The sequence below is a fragment of the Vibrio sp. Vb2880 genome (genome assembly GCF_033337975.1).
GTDB classification, from domain to species: Bacteria; Pseudomonadota; Gammaproteobacteria; order Enterobacterales; family Vibrionaceae; genus Vibrio; species Vibrio alginolyticus.
On the sequence record NZ_JAWORT010000002.1, the window covers coordinates 145,282 to 163,600 of the forward strand.

The 18,319-nt window shown below is 42.9% G+C and carries 22 protein-coding genes and 2 riboswitches; of the genes, 19 read left to right on the forward strand and 3 right to left on the reverse strand.

Features of this window, described 5'->3' with window-relative positions:
* The first annotated feature begins 112 nt into the window (after positions 1–112).
* The 6 genes from R7M92_RS02550 (at position 113) to R7M92_RS02575 (ending at position 5,220) form a co-directional block, all read left to right on the forward strand.
* Positions 113–1,966: an MFS transporter gene (locus R7M92_RS02550; protein ID WP_318132619.1), complete on the forward strand. Its 1,854-nt coding sequence runs from the start codon at positions 113–115 to the stop codon at positions 1,964–1,966.
* A 117-nt stretch (positions 1,967–2,083) separates the two neighbouring features.
* Positions 2,084–2,701, forward strand: a complete 618-nt coding sequence (locus R7M92_RS02555) for a hypothetical protein (RefSeq protein WP_005373653.1) — start codon at positions 2,084–2,086, stop codon at positions 2,699–2,701.
* A 104-nt stretch (positions 2,702–2,805) separates the two neighbouring features.
* Positions 2,806–2,946: riboswitch (FMN riboswitch) on the forward strand.
* 114 nt (positions 2,947–3,060) lie between these two features.
* Positions 3,061–3,717, forward strand: a complete 657-nt coding sequence (gene ribB / locus R7M92_RS02560; RefSeq protein ID WP_318132620.1) for a 3,4-dihydroxy-2-butanone-4-phosphate synthase — start codon at positions 3,061–3,063, stop codon at positions 3,715–3,717.
* A gap of 105 nt (positions 3,718–3,822) precedes the next feature.
* Positions 3,823–4,368, forward strand: a complete 546-nt coding sequence (locus tag R7M92_RS02565; RefSeq protein WP_318132621.1) for a glutathione peroxidase — start codon at positions 3,823–3,825, stop codon at positions 4,366–4,368.
* Positions 4,369–4,378: 10 nt separating this feature from the next.
* Positions 4,379–4,822, forward strand: a complete 444-nt coding sequence (locus tag R7M92_RS02570; RefSeq protein ID WP_005396352.1) for a DUF3429 domain-containing protein — start codon at positions 4,379–4,381, stop codon at positions 4,820–4,822.
* A 152-nt stretch (positions 4,823–4,974) separates the two neighbouring features.
* On the forward strand, positions 4,975–5,220 hold the full coding sequence (locus tag R7M92_RS02575; protein ID WP_005373664.1) for a hypothetical protein: 246 nt from the start codon (positions 4,975–4,977) through the stop codon (positions 5,218–5,220).
* 70 nt (positions 5,221–5,290) lie between these two features.
* Here the strand turns inward: R7M92_RS02575 and R7M92_RS02580 are convergent, their stop codons facing one another.
* Both R7M92_RS02580 and R7M92_RS02585 read right to left on the reverse strand, forming a co-directional pair.
* Positions 5,291–5,890 (reverse strand): thiol:disulfide interchange protein DsbA/DsbL, encoded by a 600-nt coding sequence (locus R7M92_RS02580; RefSeq protein ID WP_005373667.1) that lies wholly within the window; start codon positions 5,888–5,890, stop codon positions 5,291–5,293.
* A gap of 83 nt (positions 5,891–5,973) precedes the next feature.
* The gene (locus R7M92_RS02585) at positions 5,974–6,354 is read right to left on the reverse strand and encodes a hypothetical protein (protein WP_318132623.1); all 381 of its coding nucleotides are present in this window, start codon (positions 6,352–6,354) and stop codon (positions 5,974–5,976) included.
* Between the two features lie 278 nt (positions 6,355–6,632).
* On the opposite strand from R7M92_RS02585, the gene R7M92_RS02590 reads away from it, so the two are divergent.
* The 10 genes from R7M92_RS02590 to R7M92_RS02635 all read left to right on the forward strand — a co-directional run bounded on the left by R7M92_RS02590 (position 6,633) and on the right by R7M92_RS02635 (position 15,668).
* Positions 6,633–6,929, forward strand: coding sequence for an isoamylase early set domain-containing protein (locus tag R7M92_RS02590; protein WP_318132625.1), 297 nt, complete (start codon positions 6,633–6,635; stop codon positions 6,927–6,929).
* A gap of 213 nt (positions 6,930–7,142) precedes the next feature.
* Complete coding sequence (locus tag R7M92_RS02595) at positions 7,143–7,856, forward strand: response regulator (RefSeq protein WP_005373673.1); 714 nt, start codon at positions 7,143–7,145, stop codon at positions 7,854–7,856.
* Positions 7,856–9,154 (forward strand): ATP-binding protein, encoded by a 1,299-nt coding sequence (locus tag R7M92_RS02600; RefSeq protein ID WP_017819858.1) that lies wholly within the window; start codon positions 7,856–7,858, stop codon positions 9,152–9,154. The genes R7M92_RS02595 and R7M92_RS02600 overlap by 1 nt, the downstream gene beginning before the upstream one ends.
* 119 nt (positions 9,155–9,273) lie before the next feature.
* Positions 9,274–9,666: a hypothetical protein gene (locus tag R7M92_RS02605; protein ID WP_005385575.1), complete on the forward strand. Its 393-nt coding sequence runs from the start codon at positions 9,274–9,276 to the stop codon at positions 9,664–9,666.
* Between the two features lie 127 nt (positions 9,667–9,793).
* The gene (locus R7M92_RS02610; protein ID WP_017635149.1) at positions 9,794–10,150 is read left to right on the forward strand and encodes a diacylglycerol kinase; all 357 of its coding nucleotides are present in this window, start codon (positions 9,794–9,796) and stop codon (positions 10,148–10,150) included.
* A 21-nt stretch (positions 10,151–10,171) separates the two neighbouring features.
* Positions 10,172–11,827, forward strand: a complete 1,656-nt coding sequence (locus R7M92_RS02615) for a phosphoethanolamine--lipid A transferase (RefSeq protein WP_318132627.1) — start codon at positions 10,172–10,174, stop codon at positions 11,825–11,827.
* A gap of 123 nt (positions 11,828–11,950) precedes the next feature.
* Positions 11,951–12,883 (forward strand): Gfo/Idh/MocA family oxidoreductase, encoded by a 933-nt coding sequence (locus R7M92_RS02620; protein ID WP_318132629.1) that lies wholly within the window; start codon positions 11,951–11,953, stop codon positions 12,881–12,883.
* Positions 12,884–13,101: 218 nt separating this feature from the next.
* Positions 13,102–13,533, forward strand: a complete 432-nt coding sequence (locus tag R7M92_RS02625; RefSeq protein WP_005373685.1) for a YccF domain-containing protein — start codon at positions 13,102–13,104, stop codon at positions 13,531–13,533.
* A 690-nt stretch (positions 13,534–14,223) separates the two neighbouring features.
* On the forward strand, positions 14,224–14,562 hold the full coding sequence (locus tag R7M92_RS02630; RefSeq protein ID WP_017635147.1) for a hypothetical protein: 339 nt from the start codon (positions 14,224–14,226) through the stop codon (positions 14,560–14,562).
* Positions 14,563–14,819: 257 nt separating this feature from the next.
* Positions 14,820–15,668: a patatin family protein gene (locus tag R7M92_RS02635; protein WP_213885439.1), complete on the forward strand. Its 849-nt coding sequence runs from the start codon at positions 14,820–14,822 to the stop codon at positions 15,666–15,668.
* 142 nt (positions 15,669–15,810) lie between these two features.
* Here R7M92_RS02635 and R7M92_RS02640 read toward each other — a convergent pair whose 3' ends face one another.
* Positions 15,811–16,659: a pirin family protein gene (locus R7M92_RS02640; RefSeq protein WP_318132632.1), complete on the reverse strand. Its 849-nt coding sequence runs from the start codon at positions 16,657–16,659 to the stop codon at positions 15,811–15,813.
* Between the two features lie 401 nt (positions 16,660–17,060).
* On the opposite strand from R7M92_RS02640, the gene R7M92_RS02645 reads away from it, so the two are divergent.
* From R7M92_RS02645 to R7M92_RS02655, 3 genes are all read left to right on the forward strand, one after another.
* Positions 17,061–17,270: a cold-shock protein gene (locus tag R7M92_RS02645; RefSeq protein WP_005373691.1), complete on the forward strand. Its 210-nt coding sequence runs from the start codon at positions 17,061–17,063 to the stop codon at positions 17,268–17,270.
* 240 nt (positions 17,271–17,510) lie between these two features.
* Positions 17,511–17,720 (forward strand): hypothetical protein, encoded by a 210-nt coding sequence (locus tag R7M92_RS02650; RefSeq protein ID WP_005373692.1) that lies wholly within the window; start codon positions 17,511–17,513, stop codon positions 17,718–17,720.
* A gap of 50 nt (positions 17,721–17,770) precedes the next feature.
* A complete protein-coding gene (locus R7M92_RS02655) occupies positions 17,771–17,911 on the forward strand; it encodes a PA3496 family putative envelope integrity protein (protein WP_017633782.1) in 141 nt (46 codons plus the stop codon).
* A 237-nt stretch (positions 17,912–18,148) separates the two neighbouring features.
* A riboswitch (purine riboswitch) is annotated at positions 18,149–18,248 on the forward strand.
* Positions 18,249–18,319: the final 71 nt, after the last annotated feature.

Below are 18,319 nucleotides of genomic sequence, written 5' to 3' on the forward strand. Positions count from 1 at the left end.
ATTTCGTTACTTTTGGTGGCATACAACGTCACTTGAAAGAGAAAGCTGGTTTAATCGTTCATTGAGCATAAAGTGCTCCCATCTCATTCGACTTTGTTTAATCGGGGCCCGTATGTTTTTCTCAAAACGCTTTTTTCCTTACTTTGTGACGCAATGCCTTGGCGCACTCAATGACAACATCTACAAAAACGTTCTGTTATTGATGGTGACATACAGCCAAATTGATAACCTACCAATATCCGTCAATCTATTCGTTAATTTGGCGGCAGGCTTATTCATCCTACCTTTCTTTCTATTCTCAGCGCATGCTGGTGCCGTCGCTGACAGCATGGACAAAGCCAAATTAATCCGACGTCTAAAGCTCATCGAGCTGGCTATCATGTTTTGCGCAGCAACCGCTATTGCCACCCAAAGTGCCATGCTGATGCTGGTTCTGCTGTTTATGACAGGCACTCAATCGGCCTATTTTGGTCCCGTGAAATACGCCTTGCTACCACAAGCGCTCAAACCAAATGAGCTTGTTAAAGGAAATGCTTGGGTTGAAATGGGCACGTTTCTTTCGATTCTTATAGGTACGCTTAGCGCAGGCCTGCTGCTAGCCATTCCTAATGGTACCTTGATTGCTTCTTGTACCGTGATTGCCTTGTCTTTGCTTGGGTTCATGAGCAGCGTGAATATTCCAACGATGCCTAGCCAATCGAATGACAAAGCGAAATTTGAACCGATTTCTGGTTTAAAGAACACGTTAAAAGTGGCAAAAAAACAGAGAGGCATCTGGATGTCTATTCTTGCCATCAGTTGGTTCTGGTTCATGGGTGCGACTTACCTAACTCAATTCCCTAACTTCGCACGCGAACATTTGTTCGCAGATAGCACTGTCGTTTCTTTACTGTTGGCATTGTTTTCCATTGGTATCGCTACAGGCTCTTGGTTGTGTGAAAAACTTTCTTTCAACCACGTTGAGCTTGGCATTTTGCCATTCGGTATCCTTGGTCTGACAGTCTTTGGCGTCGACTTGCTATGGGCAGTCCCGAGTTATCTATCACTTCCGGTGCACTTTTATGATGTGCAAAACTTCGTTGCTGAATCAAAACATCTACGCGTCATGATTGACCTGTTCCTTGTTGGTGTAAGCGGCGGTGTCTTTATTGTTCCTCTTTATGCGTTCATCCAATCGCGTTCAAACAAAGGGGAGTGTGCACGTGCCATTGCTGCTAACAACATCATGAATGCGTTGTTTATGGTGGTGTCTGCTTTGGTTTCGATCGTTGTACTCAGCGTACTAGAGCTTTCTATTGTGGAACTGTTTGCCATGATGGCAATAGGTAACTTTTTCGTGGCGATCTATGTCTATCGCCAAGTACCGGAATTTACACAACGCTTTATCAGTTATTTACTCAGCCATTGTATGTATCGTGTGTCCGTAAAGGGGCGCCAACATATTCCTGAACAAGGTGCTGCGTTAATCGTGGCTAACCATGTTAGCTATGTCGATGCATTGATTTTGATGGGAACCTCTACTCGCCCGGTTCGTTTTGTGATGGACAAGTCCATCAGCGAGCTACCTGTTCTTAAATATGTATTCCGTCATGCCGGTGTTATCCCGATCTGTTCTCCACGTAAGTGTGCCGACACTTACCGACGAGCATTTGAACAGATTGAACAAGCACTTAACGACGGTGAGGTTGTCTGTATCTTCCCTGAGGGTCGTTTAACGTCTAACGGTCAATTGGGTGAGTTTCGCCCTGGTGTAGAGAAAATCCTTGAACGTAACCCTGTTCCTGTCATCCCTATGGCGTTAAAAGGGCTTTGGGGTTCTTTTTTCAGCCACAAAGGCGGACATGCTCTCACAAAACGACCGACTCGTTTTTGGTCAAAAGTGGATGTTGTTATCGGTGAAGTGTTAAGTTCTGCGTCTTTAAATCGTCATCAATTGCAACAACAAATACAGGATTTACTGGGCTGAGTCGCTTGCTACAGCAGTCAAACTTTGCAGCAAAACGTAAATATGCACCACAAAGCACAAGTAGTTTCTTGTCAATTAGAGTAGGATATCTACGACGTCATAAATCTAGGAGGTATTATGAAAATCATCATCTTACATGGTCTTTATATGCATGGGCTGGTCATGCAGCCTCTTAGCCAAAAGCTGAGAAAACTCGGATACGAAACGCAAGTACTCAGCTATAACACTGTTGCTATCGATGAGTCTTCACTGTTTGATTCTATTGATCATTCGCTTAATCCACTGACCACAAACGTGCTCGTGGGACACAGCTTGGGAGGCTTGATGATTAAGCGCTATCTCGCCAACAGAAAACCGAGCACTAACTTAATCTCTCATGTTGTCGCTATCGGTTCGCCTCTTAAAGGCGCGTCCATTGTAGGTCGAATTCAAGATCTCGGATTGGGTGCAATTTTAGGCAATTCGCCACACCACGGATTAAACAAACATGATGACGCCTGGGATTTCCCTCAAAAACTCGGCAGTATCGCAGGAACGATGCCGATTGGCGCTCGCCCATTGTTGATCCGTAATGACAACACCATGTCGGACGGTACCGTTACCGTAGAAGAGACAAGACTGGACGGTATGCAAGATCATATCGAAGTGAAGCAAACGCATACGAGCCTGATTTACAACACCTTCGTGCCGCAGCAGATTGATCACTTTATTCGCACAGATTATTTCCGTCGATAGCACACTTTTCCATCATACAGATGGAATCGACTTTCCAAGCTATTCAGTTCGCAGTACTATCCTAGCTCCACTTCTTCACAACTTGGATGAAGTGGTACATTTTTAATTGTTCTCAGGGCGGGGCGAAATTCCCCACCGGCGGTATACTTTTTCAAGTGAGCCCGCGAGCGCTCGATTCGTCGAGGTCAGCAGATCTGGTGAGATGCCAGAGCCGACGGTTATAGTCCGGATGAAAGAGAATAAGAATACACCAGCATAGCGAGTCAGATCGCTAAGAATGCTGGTGCACTTCTTTTTTGATCGTATTTTACGGCGATCTCTCATACCGCCCTGATTCTGGTGAAATTTAGGAGTTAACCATGAATCAGTCATCACTACTTGCCGAATTCGGCGACCCAATTACTCGCGTTGAAAACGCACTTATCGCTTTAAAAGAAGGCCGTGGCGTACTGCTTCTTGATGATGAAGATCGCGAAAACGAAGGCGATATCATTTATTCAGTCGAGCACCTCACTAACGAGCAAATGGCATTGATGATCCGCGAATGTAGCGGCATCGTTTGTTTGTGCTTAACAGATGCTCAAGCAGACAAACTGGAACTGCCTCCAATGGTGGTAAACAACAACAGCGCAAACCAAACCGCATTTACGGTTTCTATTGAAGCGAAAGTTGGTGTAACAACGGGTGTTTCAGCAGCAGACCGCGTAACGACCATTAAAACGGCGGCAAACCGGCACGCAAAACCGGAAGATCTTGCTCGCCCGGGTCACGTATTCCCTCTGCGCGCACGTCCAGGTGGTGTAATGACTCGCCGTGGTCACACAGAAGGTACGATTGATCTGATGCAAATGGCAGGGCTTCAACCCGCTGGCGTACTGTGTGAAGTGACCAATCCAGATGGCACGATGGCAAAGGCACCGGAGATCGTAGCATTCGGTCGCCTGCACAACATGCCGGTACTGACGATTGAAGACATGGTAATGTACCTGAACCAGTTCGAGTTGAAACTGGCATAGTCAGATCTCAGCTCTTGAAAAAAGCCGCGCATTTGTGCGGCTTTTTTGATCGATCCTCTTTGCACTTAAGTAGTTATACTTATTGAAAACAAGGGGAACAACACCATGAAAGGATTACTGAACTTCGCCGCTCTCGTTAGCTTTCTCTCCATGAATTCGCTTGCTCTTGCATCTGAGTGCCCTGATATTCTTCAAGGTAAGCAAAGGTTGTTAAACTCAACGGAAGAAGTCGATCTATGCGAAAGCTTTAAGGGAAAGACACTACTAATCGTCAATACAGCAAGCCAGTGCGGCTTCACTCCTCAGTTTGAACAGTTAGAAACCCTCTATCAAACTTACAAAAACCAAAACTTCACCGTTATCGGTTTCCCGAGCAATGACTTTCGACAAGATAGAGGAAGCGAAACAAACACAGCGAAAGTCTGTTATCTCGATTACGGGGTAACCTTTCCAATGATGGCTCGCTCTTCAGTATTAGGTGTAGATGCGAACCCAGTCTTCAACCAGATTACTAACCAAGCAGGCATAAAACCAAAATGGAACTTCTACAAGTTTCTAATTAGCTCTGAAGGTAAAGTTATTGCTACTTTTCCAAGCTCCACATCACCGACAAGTACTACGCTTACCAATATGATAGAGCAACAATTATAAGGTGACGACCATGACAACACGCTCAACCATGCTACAACTCGGTTACTTAGGCCTGGTTCCATTTGTGTTTAGTTTAGGGCTGATTTTCACTGACATCTCACTCTTCAATTTAAGTGGTCAGCAATTTTTCATCGCATATAGCGCCGTTATATTAAGTTTTTTATCCGGCATCCTTTGGGGTAATGGCATTGAGCATTACTACCACCGCCTTAGCCGAAATATATTAATTCTCAGCAACCTTTTTGTCTTACTGGCTTGGGGCGCATTACTGCAGGGCCACAAACATTACGCAGTCGCAACCCTACTCTTAGCAATTGGGTACCTTGCTGTTTGGTATGCAGAAAAGCTCGTGAGGAAAGTCGAACAAGACGCCGAGCCCAAGGGATATCAAGGAATGAGGAGCAAACTGACCTTCGGCGTAATCGTAATGCACGGATTGGCTTTAGTTTCATAACCTGGTCTGTCCAGTACTAAGATCACAAAAAAACGTCTTTTTATAAAACAATGTTCATTTCGTGAATGCACACATATTTTGAACACTGTTTTGTTTCATTTATGAATCAATCCACATATAAGTAATTCAAAGCATTCACAAAGGATATGAATATGTTTTTTCGCAAACTTTTGTTTAGCACTGCGATGATCAATGCAACGACAGGTTGCGTGTCTTACCAGGCACAACAAGCCGCCGCTCAAACAGTAAATAATACAGGTGCCGTGCTTACCAATGTGATTAAAACCACGATTGCTCAGCCATGTAATGTTGCAATCACTGCTGCTAGCTTGTTTTATCCGCATGCCATATTTATGACTAGTGTTCCGACTCAAGCATGTACAAGCGTTCTTAGATAATACGAGTGTGATAAGCATAAAAAATGGCGACTCTACCGTCGCCATTTTTAAGCATCAATGCTATTTACAGTTACAGCGTCAATAAGTAATTAACTAATTGATTGTACTCGTCGTAAGTACGAATTTCGTTGGCCAAAACAATGTATTTATTGTTCACAACCACACCCGGAACCCCTCTTAACGTGCTAGCAGAGAATTGCTTATCAAAACCTTTCTGCATTGAGTTTACGGCGAAACTGTTGTACGCCGCATCAAACTTCTTACCTTCTACGCCATTATCAACGAAGAGTTGTTTCAGCTCAGCTTCGTCTTTTGGCGCTTGTCGCTTTTGATGAATTTGGGCAAACATGGCAGGAATCATTGTATCTTCAACCCCAAGCGACACCATCGTCGCGTAGGACTTGGCCATCGGAATCGCCATATCTCCGCCCATGAACCCCACATGCACCTTTTCAAACTTTGCCTCTTTTGGCAGAGCAGGTTTTAAACGCTCAATAAGCGACTCAAACTTGTAGCAATGTGGGCAATAAAAAGAAAAGAATTCCGTCACAACAGGTTTCGATGCTTTCTTTACATCCAGAACTTTGTAGTGCTTCCCTTCTTCAAATTGCGCTGCATGAGCGGTAAAAGTCAGTAAAAGTGCACTACATAAGGCAAGTAGTTTTTTCATTGTTTATTTCCTTGTGGCATTCAAATGCCAAATCATTTCATTTGGTAAAAAGGGGTAAACCCCAAGTAATTTGAGATGAGGAATTAAACAATCGGAGGACGATAAAGCTTGGTGATCACTGTCACTACTTTTTCGACTAGAGGCCTATCAATCAAGGCAATGCTATAAGGAAGAAGCAGTAAGTCGTTTTGAGATAAGTTGGCGGGAATTTTGACCATGCAGGAAGAGCTACAACTCGTGTGAGATTGTTGTGCCTTATTGATGGCTGACTCATCGTGATGTGATTCTACGCAGTCGTCATTGACGCCAAGTTGTTTGTGCAGAGCAGCCTGTTGAACAATAAGATCGCGTACTTCAATTGTTTTCATCGGAGCGGAAGCCTGCGCCACAGGAGCGACACTACTCAAAAGCATAGCAACTAAGCAAACTATCGCAGTCAACAATGTACGGTTAAACTTCAACATAGCTACATCAAGGAAAATGGTGATTTAAGATAATACATGATAACGGTTTGACTTCAAGATACGGACTCTCGGCTCGCTAACAAACTCTGTTCTTTGACCATTTTAGGCTAGTGACTTTTCTCTCTAACGCTCCCTCAGTACACGAAACCAGCACAACGAGCTATTCACCGTTCGGATACTCCCCTCATCAGATACCAGCAACAATTCGATAAAACTTGAAATCATTATGAAACACGAGTAATAGTTAGAACGGTTTTTGTACGAACAAGGAAAGATCAATGCTTAAAAAAAGATTCTTTAAGACAAAAGATGAAGTCGAAGTCACGTTCGAGCTAGATAAAGATCAGTGGGACTCTGTCCAAATTGCTGGAGACTTCAACAACTGGCAGCCAGAACCGATGAAATTAGTGAAGAAAAGTCGTCAGTTTAAATTTGAAACCCGCTTACCTAAAGCGCAGAATGTTCAGTTCCGTTACTTGCTCGATGACGCGAAGTGGGAAAATGACCCACAAGCTGATGCTTACGTTCCAAATGCATTTGGCAGCGACAACAGCGTCGTGTGTACCACCGAATAAGCGGTAATTTCGCTTTAAGATTCCATACCTAGGCGCAAACGTTGCGCCTTTTTACATCTCTCGAAATGTGATTGGTGATTAGATTTAAATCATTAATTGGCAATTTTATCCAATTAACTCATCCGATAACCTTATTCTGAGAAAGCTTTATTTGAAATAATTCGTAAATTTGTTTAAGTTCCATTGATATTAAATATTGTATCCATCACTTAAATGAACGCACAACAAATCAAACCATCTCTAATCATTGTGGAAGACGATCCCAAATTACAAACTATGTTGGGTGAGTATTTTGTTGAACAAGGTTTTCAGGTCAAATGTATCGACAATGGGACGGACGCACCCAATGCGATTATTGACACACAACCAGACGTGGTGCTGTTAGATTTGATGCTACCCGGGCAAGATGGTCTGAGTGTATGTCGTCAAATCCGAGAATGCTACAAAGGCAAAGTGTTGATGCTAACAGCAAGTGATGATGACTTCGATCATGTCGCCGCATTAGAAATAGGCGCAGATGACTTTGTTACTAAACCCATCAAACCTCGCGTATTGCTAGCTCGTATTCGCATGCTGTTAAGAAGAAAAGAGGCGGCGCCTACCGAGTCCGAAAACGGCCTACAAATTGGTGTTCTGTGTTTAAACCGATTACGTAAATCGTGCGTAATGAACCAAGAAGAAATTGCGCTGACAGACGGCGAGTTCGATTTGTTGTGGGTTCTTGCAACGCATGCTGAAAAAACACTATCACGCGAGTGGCTGACCAAAACACTGCGTGGTATTGAATACGATGGAACAGACCGCACCATTGATAATCGCATAGTGACACTGAGAAAGAAGCTAGGCGATGCTTCTTGCTCACCACAAAAAATCATTACCGTTCGCGGCAAAGGCTACCTATTTATGCCTGATGCATGGAATGAATAATGAGACGGATTTATCTGGAAAGCTTTGTTGGCCTTATCATTCTGTTTATGGCTAGCTTGTGGGGATACGAGTTCTTAGTTTATGAGATCAACACAGATTATGACTACCTGTTACAAGAGCATGAGGGTCAAGCTTTTCACGATCTGATCTACCCTATCTATAAAGAACACGGATTAGAATATACTCAACAACAGTTGGAACAATTTGCCACATCAAGCCATCGTTTGTTGGTGCCTCATACGCTTGAAGAGCTTCCAACAGACATCAAAAAGGCGTTTGAAAGTGATACCTCCGTTAACGTCGCTTACGATGAAGAAAGGGATATCTGGTTCCGCCTAGATGCGAGCACGCCTATCTTTAAAATGAGCGATAATCCGAATAGCCCTGTGGTTAAAGCTGCCAACTTTGATGACAATATCGTTTGGTTGTTCTTTTTAGCTGGATTTGCTCTGTATTGCATATTGTTGATCTGGTTCTTAAGCCGTCGGATTCGAGAGCTAGAGAGAGTGACCGTTGAGTTTGCCTCAGGTAACTTCAAGGCTCGAGCTAGTACCTCAAGCGCTAAGTCTGTTGGGACGTTAAACAAAAGCTTTAACACGATGGCCGATAAAGTATCTCGCTTGATCACTAGCAATAAAATGCTAACTAACGCCGTTGCACATGAATTGCGTACCCCAATCTTCCGCTTACAATGGCAAGCAGATTTGTTATCGGATTCAACCTTAACTGAACAACAGAAAAAGTATGTTTACAGTATCGTCGAAGACATTGACGAGATGGAAGAAATGGTTGAAGAATTGCTTTACTACGCAAAGATGGAGCGTCCTGACACAGCATTACAAACTCAAGAAGAAGTCGTCCTATTCAACTTAGTCAAAGAATTACGACAGAGATGGCAAAAAGAGACTACGCTCGGTATTTCGCTTCAAGAAGTAAACTCAGAAAACGTTCTCGCGTTTGCTGACCCAAAATTGTTAAAGCGAGCCTTAGATAACTTGCTGCGCAATGCAATGCGGTACGCGGATAAGCAGATTTTAGTAGAGATAAAACACGATCAGCACCGCTGCTTCATCAATGTTCATGATGATGGCATAGGTATTGAAGAAAAGCATTGGCCTCATCTATTCGAACCATTTTACAGCGCGGATGAATCTCGCAACAAAAAGACGAGCGGGTTTGGGCTCGGTTTGGCGATTGTCAGACAGATAATGGAGCTTCAACGTGGAGAAGTTTCGATTTGCCATAGCCCACTTGGAGGAGCTTGCTTCACACTTAGCCTCAAAAAATCAGACAGTTAACTTAACCTTCCTACCCCGTTTACAGAAGACGACACTTCAATACACTCAAGCGACAGAGCCCAACAATAAAACAGTGTACATTTAATCCATAAGATTCACACACTAAATGGATAGTACTCATGTATAAATCTTTTATCCTGATTATGGCGCTTACTTCTACGCTTACAGCTTGCGCCTACAACCAAAAACCTGTCGTCGACATGACCAATGTCGACCCTAGTACATATGAACAAGACTTTCTTTACTGCCAAGGCTATGCAGAAAATGTCGACAAATCAGAGGCAGCGAAATCTGAAGCCACTAATGGGGCAGTTACAGGCGCATTGATCGGCGCAGCTGCTGGTGCGCTAGAAGACGGATTAGGTGGAGCGGCTGTCGGTGCTGCTGCCGGCGGTGCTGTAGGAGCTGGAGCTGGTGCTTTGAGTGGAACAAATGATTCAACCAAAACTCAATCTCTCGTATTGCGTAAATGCCTCCAGCACAAAGGCTATACCGTCTACGATCTTGATTAAATAAGCACTTTTCTTAAATTATCGCGCGATGGATTCTATTCACAAATGTTTCACGCTGTAACGATTAATCTCGTTACCTCTCTGGGATATGTGTTCCATCCCAATGCTTAAATAGTAAGGTCATATTTTGAAGCCAGGTAAAACAGGTATACGCCGTGTCATGGATGCGACCGGCTATTCATTTCAAGGATTGAAAGCCGCATGGACACACGAAGCCGCTTTTAGACAAGAATTGATTCTCGCCTTGGTGCTTTCCGTCTGTGCTTTTTTCCTTCCTGTCACCACATACGAAAGAGTGCTGATGATCAGTAGCCTGTTCTTGGTATTGATCGTCGAACTCATTAATTCCGCCGTAGAAGCGGTTGTCGACCGTGTTAGCGATGACTGGCACGAGCTCAGTGGTAGAGCCAAAGATATTGGCTCAGCAGCAGTATTTGTTGCGTTAACTCTTGCCCTTTTTATTTGGGCTTCGTTCTTGCTCTAATTTTTATTCAAGACACTCATTATGAAGACACATGATTTACAACAGAGAGGTATCTCTTACGTTACCTTTACTTTCCTGTTGGCGCTGTATTTCGCTCTCGTCGTAAATATCCCTATTTATAAAGAACTGATCGGCATCTTTACACACTTAGATAATGTCAAGATTGGATTTATTATCACAATACCAATTTTCTTTCTTGCCGCGCTCAATTTCCTTTTTAATTTATTTAGTTGGCCTTGGATCGGCAAGCCGTTCTTTATAATTTTAATCATTGTTTCAAGTATGGTGAGCTACGCAAGCTATAACTATGGCACACTTTTCGATTCTGGAATGATTGCCAATATTGTTGAAACCGATTCGAGCGAGGCGAGTTCTTACCTGAGTGCTCACTCTGTAATTTGGACGCTGATTATGGGAGTTATCCCAGCGATAATTGTCTTTAAGGTCAAGCTGCAATCTCAACGTCACCAATTACTGTACTTCTCTGTTACCAAATTAGTATCGATGCTGTCGTCGCTAGCTGTCATCGCCGTCATTGCCAGCGTGTACTATCAAGACTACGCATCTGTAGGGCGCAACAATAGCCACCTAAAAAAAATCATCATACCCACCCAGTTCGTTTACAGCGCGACCGGGTATGTGAAGGAGAAATATTTCACCACGCCAGAGCCATATCGAGAAATCGGCACAGATGCAAAGCAGTCAAATAGCGCCGTACAGCAAGCACAGAGCAAACCAACACTACTGGTTTTTGTCGTAGGAGAAACCGCTCGAACTCAGAACTACCAACTCAATGGCTATACACGAGAGACAACCCCTTATACTAGTAAATTGGATGTTATCTCATTTCAAGACGTCGCATCTTGTGGCACCGCGACTGCTGTATCTGTGCCTTGTATGTTTTCACAGCTCACGCGAAACGAGTTTGAACGCACCAAAGCGGATAACCAGGACAATGCTCTCGATATAATGCTGCGCGCTGGGGTTGACCTCATTTGGAAAGAAAATGACGGTGGGGATAAAGAAGTAGCCCACAAGATCAAGAAGATTGAAGTGGATCGAAAGCAAGTAAGCCCTATGTGTAATGGCCAAACTTGTTACGACATGGCGCTATTAGATCATTTTGATCAGGAAGTCGCGGATATGCACGGTAACCGAGTGGTCGCCATGCACCTTATAGGAAGCCACGGTCCGACCTACTTTCAGCGTTACCCAAGAGACAACGCCTTTTTTAAACCAGACTGTCCACGTGCAGATATCGAAAACTGTAGCATCGAACAAATAGTGAACACATATGACAATACAATACGCTACACCGATCTTGTATTGGCAGAAACCATCAAAAAACTTAAAGCGTTAGAGTCTGAGTATAATACCGCGCTAATTTACATATCGGATCACGGTGAGTCACTAGGCGAAAACGGATTGTTCTTACATGGTATGCCTTATGGCCTTGCACCAGATTTCCAAAAACGTGTTCCTTTGATTATGTGGCTGTCTTCGGGCTTTAAACAAGCGAAGCAGATCAATACCGACTGTTTGTATAAACAAGCACAGAATGCAGGCCAATACTCACATGATAACGTGTTCCACTCTTTATTAGGCATTATGGATGTACAAACTCAAGCCTACGATAGCAAGTTAGATATATTCAAAGCCTGCCGAGCCGTTTCCTAAATCATTCAATAAAGCCTGGCTCAAAGTGTGAATCAGGCTTTTTCTAACAAGGTATTTAAACTCATCGCCGCGCCAAGCGTTATACTGACAGTCCGCGATCCATACATCGAGATAAGGACTAGGATGAAAATTGGTATTATTGGTCTAGGGGATATCGCTCAGAAAGCATACCTTCCTGTTATCACTCAGCTTCCAAATATCGAACTTGTATTTTGTACCCGCAACCCAAACACACTTGAGAGCCTGGCTAAGCAGTATCGAATCTCAGAGATCTGCCAAGACTACCAGCAACTTCTGCACTTTGGCGTCGATGCCGTCATGATTCATGCGGCAACAAGCGTACACCCTCAAATAGCGGCATTTTTTCTGCAGCATGGAATTCCAACCTTTGTCGACAAACCATTAGCGAATAGTGCTGATGACGTGGAAAAGCTGTACGACATTGCCGAAAAAGAGAGACAGCCACTCTATGTGGGCTTTAACCGTCGTCACATTCCACTTTACAACCAACATATGCCACAAGTGCAGCAAGGCAACATATCTGACTTAAAGTCGCTACGCTGGGAAAAGAACCGTCACCAACTACCGGGGGATGTTCGTACCTTTATATTTGATGATTTTATTCACCCATTAGACAGCGTTAACGTCACAGCCAAAGCCGATCTAAAAGATGCTTATGTAACTCATCAACTTGAAGGTGGTCAGTTGGCGCGTTTAGATATTCAGTGGCAACATGGAGATACTTTGCTCCACGCCTCGATGAATCGCTACTTCGGTATCACTACAGAGCGCGTTCAAGCTTGTTATGCAAACAAGGCAGTTGAGTTCGACTCCTTCGTTGAAGGCAAACTATGGCAAGCTAACCAAGAGCAAAAAATCAATTTGAAAGACTGGACGCCAATGCTGACGAGTAAAGGTTTCCATTCGATGTTGCTCGATTGGTTTGGCGTCGTTGAGTCTGGAAATATTGCTGATGAAGTAGTAACACGCAACATTGCCAGCCATCGATTGGCAGAGCAAATTTGTCAATATCTCGAGAAAGTTGTCTCTAGATAATGCGATTCTTGGCTATATGCTTGATTGAGTATTACGCTCTATACTAAAAAGACTTGCCTTAAGGAAGGCATTCATTCTCTGTTAAGACTACTGCGATTATTCTATCAATCAGGTGAATGAGGGCACGGAAGCACACATCGACAAAACAGACGGTTTAGATTTGTTTTACGGTACTCTCAGGTATCTGAATCATCACATTCAAGAATAAAGGAAATAGAATGAGAACACTTGGTAACATCATTTGGTTTGTATTTGGTGGCGTATTTATGGGGTTGCTATGGTGGTTTTTTGGTATTTTGGCCTTTATTAGCATCATCGGAATACCTTGGGGGCGTGCGTGTATCGTTATGGGTAATTTTTCCTTTTTCCCATTCGGTAAAGAGGCCATCTCACGCGATGAATTGACCAATGAAATGGACATTGGCACGAGTCCGCTCGGCGTTATTGGTAACGTCCTTTGGTTTGTATTTGCAGGCCTTTGGTTAGCTATCGGTCACGTACTTTCTGCCGCAGCATGCTTTGTCACCATAATCGGCATTCCGTTTGCGCTCCAACACCTCAAGCTAGCGGTTATTTCACTCGCACCAATTGGTAAAACGGTTGTATCGTCAGAAGAAGCTGCAATGGCTCGATATAACATCAATCGTTAGCGATCGGCTAATGCACTTTCTATCCTCTGGGCAGTCATGCTCAGAGGGTAACGCCCGTCAAAAGTAAGCCTATAATCGCTATCGCATATTCAATAATGGCTGATTGTATATTCATACCGTCACCTTTACGTTGAAGTTTATCCTAGCTCAGCACTGCTTTACTTTTATAATTAATTAATACGCCCAATCGAGTTCAAGATGCTAGACTCATAGCGTCGTCACTGATTCAAACTCCAAGAACGACGTAACGAAAAAGCGAGCTATCCTATGCTCGAAATATGGGTTCTTTCCCCCTCGAAGTAGAGTTCAACAACAAAAAGACGAACTATAATCATAGCCAAAATTAATGCTTTTCGACCTAAAATATCTCACATCAATCAAAGAAAGCTTCTAAGATTTTCTCTTTTTGAGTAAATATAGAGAGTTACAGTAGCGAAATTCTTCTCGGTAAAACTCCCCACTCAATCTCATGATCAGTTTTTTTAAAAAACAACAAAAATTCGTTGTTATCTAGAGTAATTATTTTATTTGTCGCAGAGCAATTCCATCAATATCATTTGCGACATCGGAGTGCTAGAGCATTGAACTTTTTAGCATTTATCACAGGTATAGAACGTAAAAAACCTTTTATTACTTATTTTTCTTTTTACATATGTTCTAACTCAACGTCTATTCAGACAGGAATATACCGTGGATAAATATCAAGCAGCTTATGCTAAGCGTCTAGAGAAACTAAATGGGGATCCATCTCCTAAAACGATAGCCCGCCTTTCGGCTTGGGATGCGTTTTTTAACAAGGAGTACGAGCTCCAAGACTTGGAATACCAGCTATCGGACGCTGCGCACCAGCACTATGAACAGTCGCATGCGAAGAGCGACATTAGCTTCAAAGAATTCAAACGAGCGTTCTATAATGAATCCATCAAAATTTACAATTTAACTGATGGCGCTTCTATCCAGAAAGTATTCACCCCATTACTTTTACTTACAACGCTCTGGATAGTGTTTGTATGCCTATTTAACAAGTGATCATCAAACTATTCCAACAACGATCAGTATGGGACTACAGGTATGGCTCTATGTAAGGGGGCTAATTCGCTCAGTCTCCTTCACTAAATTAGCGACTCAATTACCCGCAATTCCATAGGCTAAAAGTGACAAGGGCATCCGTTGATGCCCTTTTTATTCAAAGGAACGCAACCTAGACCTTTGGCCCACTTGGGTATAAAACCATTATGCGTTAAGCTGCACGCTATTATCCGATTGATAAAGAGTGGAGCGAAGTGATGGAAAAAGTAGGCTCTCGAGCATTGATTGTCGAAGGTGGAGCCATGCGAGGCGTATTTTCATGCGGCATACTCGATCATTTTCTTGCTAGCGAGTTCTCTCCATTTGATAGCTTTTGGGGAGTGTCTGCGGGTGCTAGCAACTTGGCTGCCTACTTAGCTAAAATGCCCGGACGTAACTTAAAAATCTACCTCGATTACAGCTTAAGAAAAGAATTTATCTCTCCATCTCAACTTCTACGTGGTGGTGATATGATGAACTTAGACTGGATGTGGAATGTCACCCTCGAAGAACTTGGCATCGATAAATCTGTGCTCAAAGCCGATTCACGACCCTTCTTTTTAGGCGTGACGCGTCAAGACAATGGGCAAGCGGAGTACCACCTTCCTGATGTCGACGACTTGGCAGAAACAATGAAAGCCAGCAGCGCACTGCCTGTACTTTACCGAAATGGCGTATCACTGAACGGAATTCAATACGTTGATGGTGGCGTCTCAGACGCACTTCCTGTTGCAGAAGCAATAAAGCGAGGAGCCAAAAAGATTATGGTTTTACGCAGTCAGCCCGCAAGCTATCAAAAGCCAAGAGGAAGATTCAGCGCCCTAACTAGGAAGATGTTGAAAGAAACGCCCGGATTAATTGAACCGATGTTGACACGTGAAGTTCGCTACAATCAGACCTTAGCGCTGATCAACAACCCACCACCTGGTATCGAAATCATTCAAGTGTGTCCTCCTGAAACATTCAAGTTGAAACGGCTGAGTCGATCGCCAGCACCACTGCGTCATGCTTATGAGTTAGGAATTGAAGCAGGAAAGGAAGCCATCATACGATGGAGTCAGAAGTAGAAAAAAGCCACGTGGATTAAACGTGGCTAACGCAAATTCGATGGCAGTGGATTATCGTATTTGCTTCTGGTCGAGCCCAATATTCAGGCTCAAAACTGTTTTAATTTGCTCGCTAACTGAAAAAGCGAGTAGGCAGTCCAAACTAGTAAGTTTCAAACAACCCAGAGTTGTAGTCTTGGATGGCTTGTTCTATCTCTTCCATGCTATTCATGACAAAAGGGCCATAATGCACCACGGGTTCATTAATTGGCTCACCAATAAAGATCAGTGCACCACTCTCTTTTTCGGCCTGCAATTCAGCCCATTCACCTTTCGATAAAATGGCCATTTCGCCTTGATTGATCTCACGACCTTTTAATTGAATACGACCTTTATAGACATAGAGCATCATGTTGTTGTCTTGATCCGTGTTCAAATTCAAAGCTTGACCACCCATCGCTCTCCAATCGGCTACCGTGGCAGCAACACCTGTCTCTGTTAGCGGCCCCTGAATTCGTTCGTTGTTTATAGTCATATGACCCGCAATCAAACGTACAACCCCCGTATTCGGAGTATCAAACTCAGTGATCGTTTCAGGTTGAAAGTCATGATATTGAGCTGGCTGCATCTTATTTTTCGCAGGCTGGTTAATCCAAATTTGGAAACCATGCAGTTCGCCTTCCTTCATAATAGGCATTTCGCTATGGATGACGCCTCTTCCTGCTGCCATCCACTGTGCACCACCGGAACGAAGCTCGCCAACATTATCCATATGATCACGATGCTGGAAATGACCTTTCAACATATAAGTAAGCGTCTCGATACCGCGGTGCGGATGCGGAGGGAAACCGCCGATATAGTCAGCACGGTCTTCTGATTTGAGTTCATCCATCATCAAAAATGGAGAAAAGCTAGCATGATTGAAACCCGCTACTCGGCGAATTTTCACTCCATCGCCATCAGCAGTAGGTTGCGCAGGAATAAGCTGACGAATTTCTCTGAATGTACTCATACTAGTTCTCCTAGTTTATCTTTGTGACCGCTTGCAAATCGCATGTTCAATCTATGGCTATCGATAAGGTTCTATTTTAGGTTGATGAGCTAAAATTATGAGCCATACTATTCGTTCTACTTATTCAACTTTTTCGAACAATACAATTTATCGAGTTAATAATGAGCACATTTAATTTATCTAAAATAAATGTAGCTATTTTCTAAACAAGGTGTATAGTGTGCCTTGGCTCTTAGAAGAGAGCTGTTAATGCAACATTTAGTTTAAGTTTCCTCTCAGTAAAATCTTGAATCCCCAATTCAGACACCTGCGTACAACTTCCTCTTGATTGAACATTCAATAGCTTAGAAAAGATCCACAAAACAAATCATAATTTTTATGTTTAATTCAAAGGTATTTTTATGTCTAAAGTAACTGGTTCAGTAAAATGGTTTAACGAAACTAAAGGCTTCGGTTTTCTATCTCAAGACAACGGCGGCCAAGATGTATTCGTACACTTTAACGCTATCGTTTCTGACGGTTTCAAAACACTGACTGAAGGTCAGAAAGTAAGCTTCAATGTAGAGCAAGGTAAAAAAGGTCCTCAAGCGACTGAAGTAACTCCTCTATAAGACTGCTTTTCTTGGTGTAGCATGCCCATGCTGCACCAAACCTCTCTCCTTCAAAAATATTCTTTCATCAATCACTCAGCCTAATTTTAGGCATTGCTTTGTGCTATCTAAAATAAACTGAATAGTACTGCTTAATTTATTATTTATAGGAAAAATCATGTCCTCAAAAAGAACTGGCCGTCAAAGGCATTGGTATCAATTACTTAACAAAGAGAAAATCACTAAAAAACAGGAGAATAAATGTTAGAAATTGAATTTAATTTAGAACAACCTCAAACCTCTTGGAACGCTAAAATACATCAATTAAATGGTGATATTTTACGAAGACACGTATTACCGAAACTTCTTTCTCATAGCTTTATGATCGATTTTGAATATTGTGAGAAAACGCAATCTGGAACTATTCTCTGTGATTCAGGTTCAAAGTTAGGAAGTTTTACTGTTAACTGATTCAGTTTTCATGCATTAATGGATAATGCAACTAATTTGGAAGGTATCCAATGGCTAGAAAAAGTAAGAAGCAGTCAGAAAAAGACAAAAAAGAGTCTGAACAAAACGCGGCGGCGGTAAAGCAGAAAACTCGACGCCGCATAGAAGACATTATGGAACAAAGAGAATTTGATAAGTTATTCGATCTATAAATGCTCTCTAGTGCTTTCTCTGCCTTTATCGTTGTGCAAGGTACCGCCACCTACCTTTGCTCAAACGAATCTCCACTCTTTTAGACTACTCTTCTAATTACACGTGCCTCTCACACACGCAAAAACAACTGGCTCCTCTATACTCAAGTGACTTGCAAATAGTCGTTTCGCTCACAGGAAACCCCGTGACTAATGACAGCTAGGTTATTTGCGTATAGCCAAAGCGATATTTTTGCGTATAATCCCTCTCGTTTGCTTCGTATAACCCCAATGATATGGTTTGGGGGTCTCTACCAGTTCCCGCAAAGTGCTGATTACGAAGAGTTGAGATCATCGTGGGTCTTACTCTTTGTGATAGCGTTCGATTTATTTCTATCTATACCTATTCTTAGAGTAACTGCATCCACA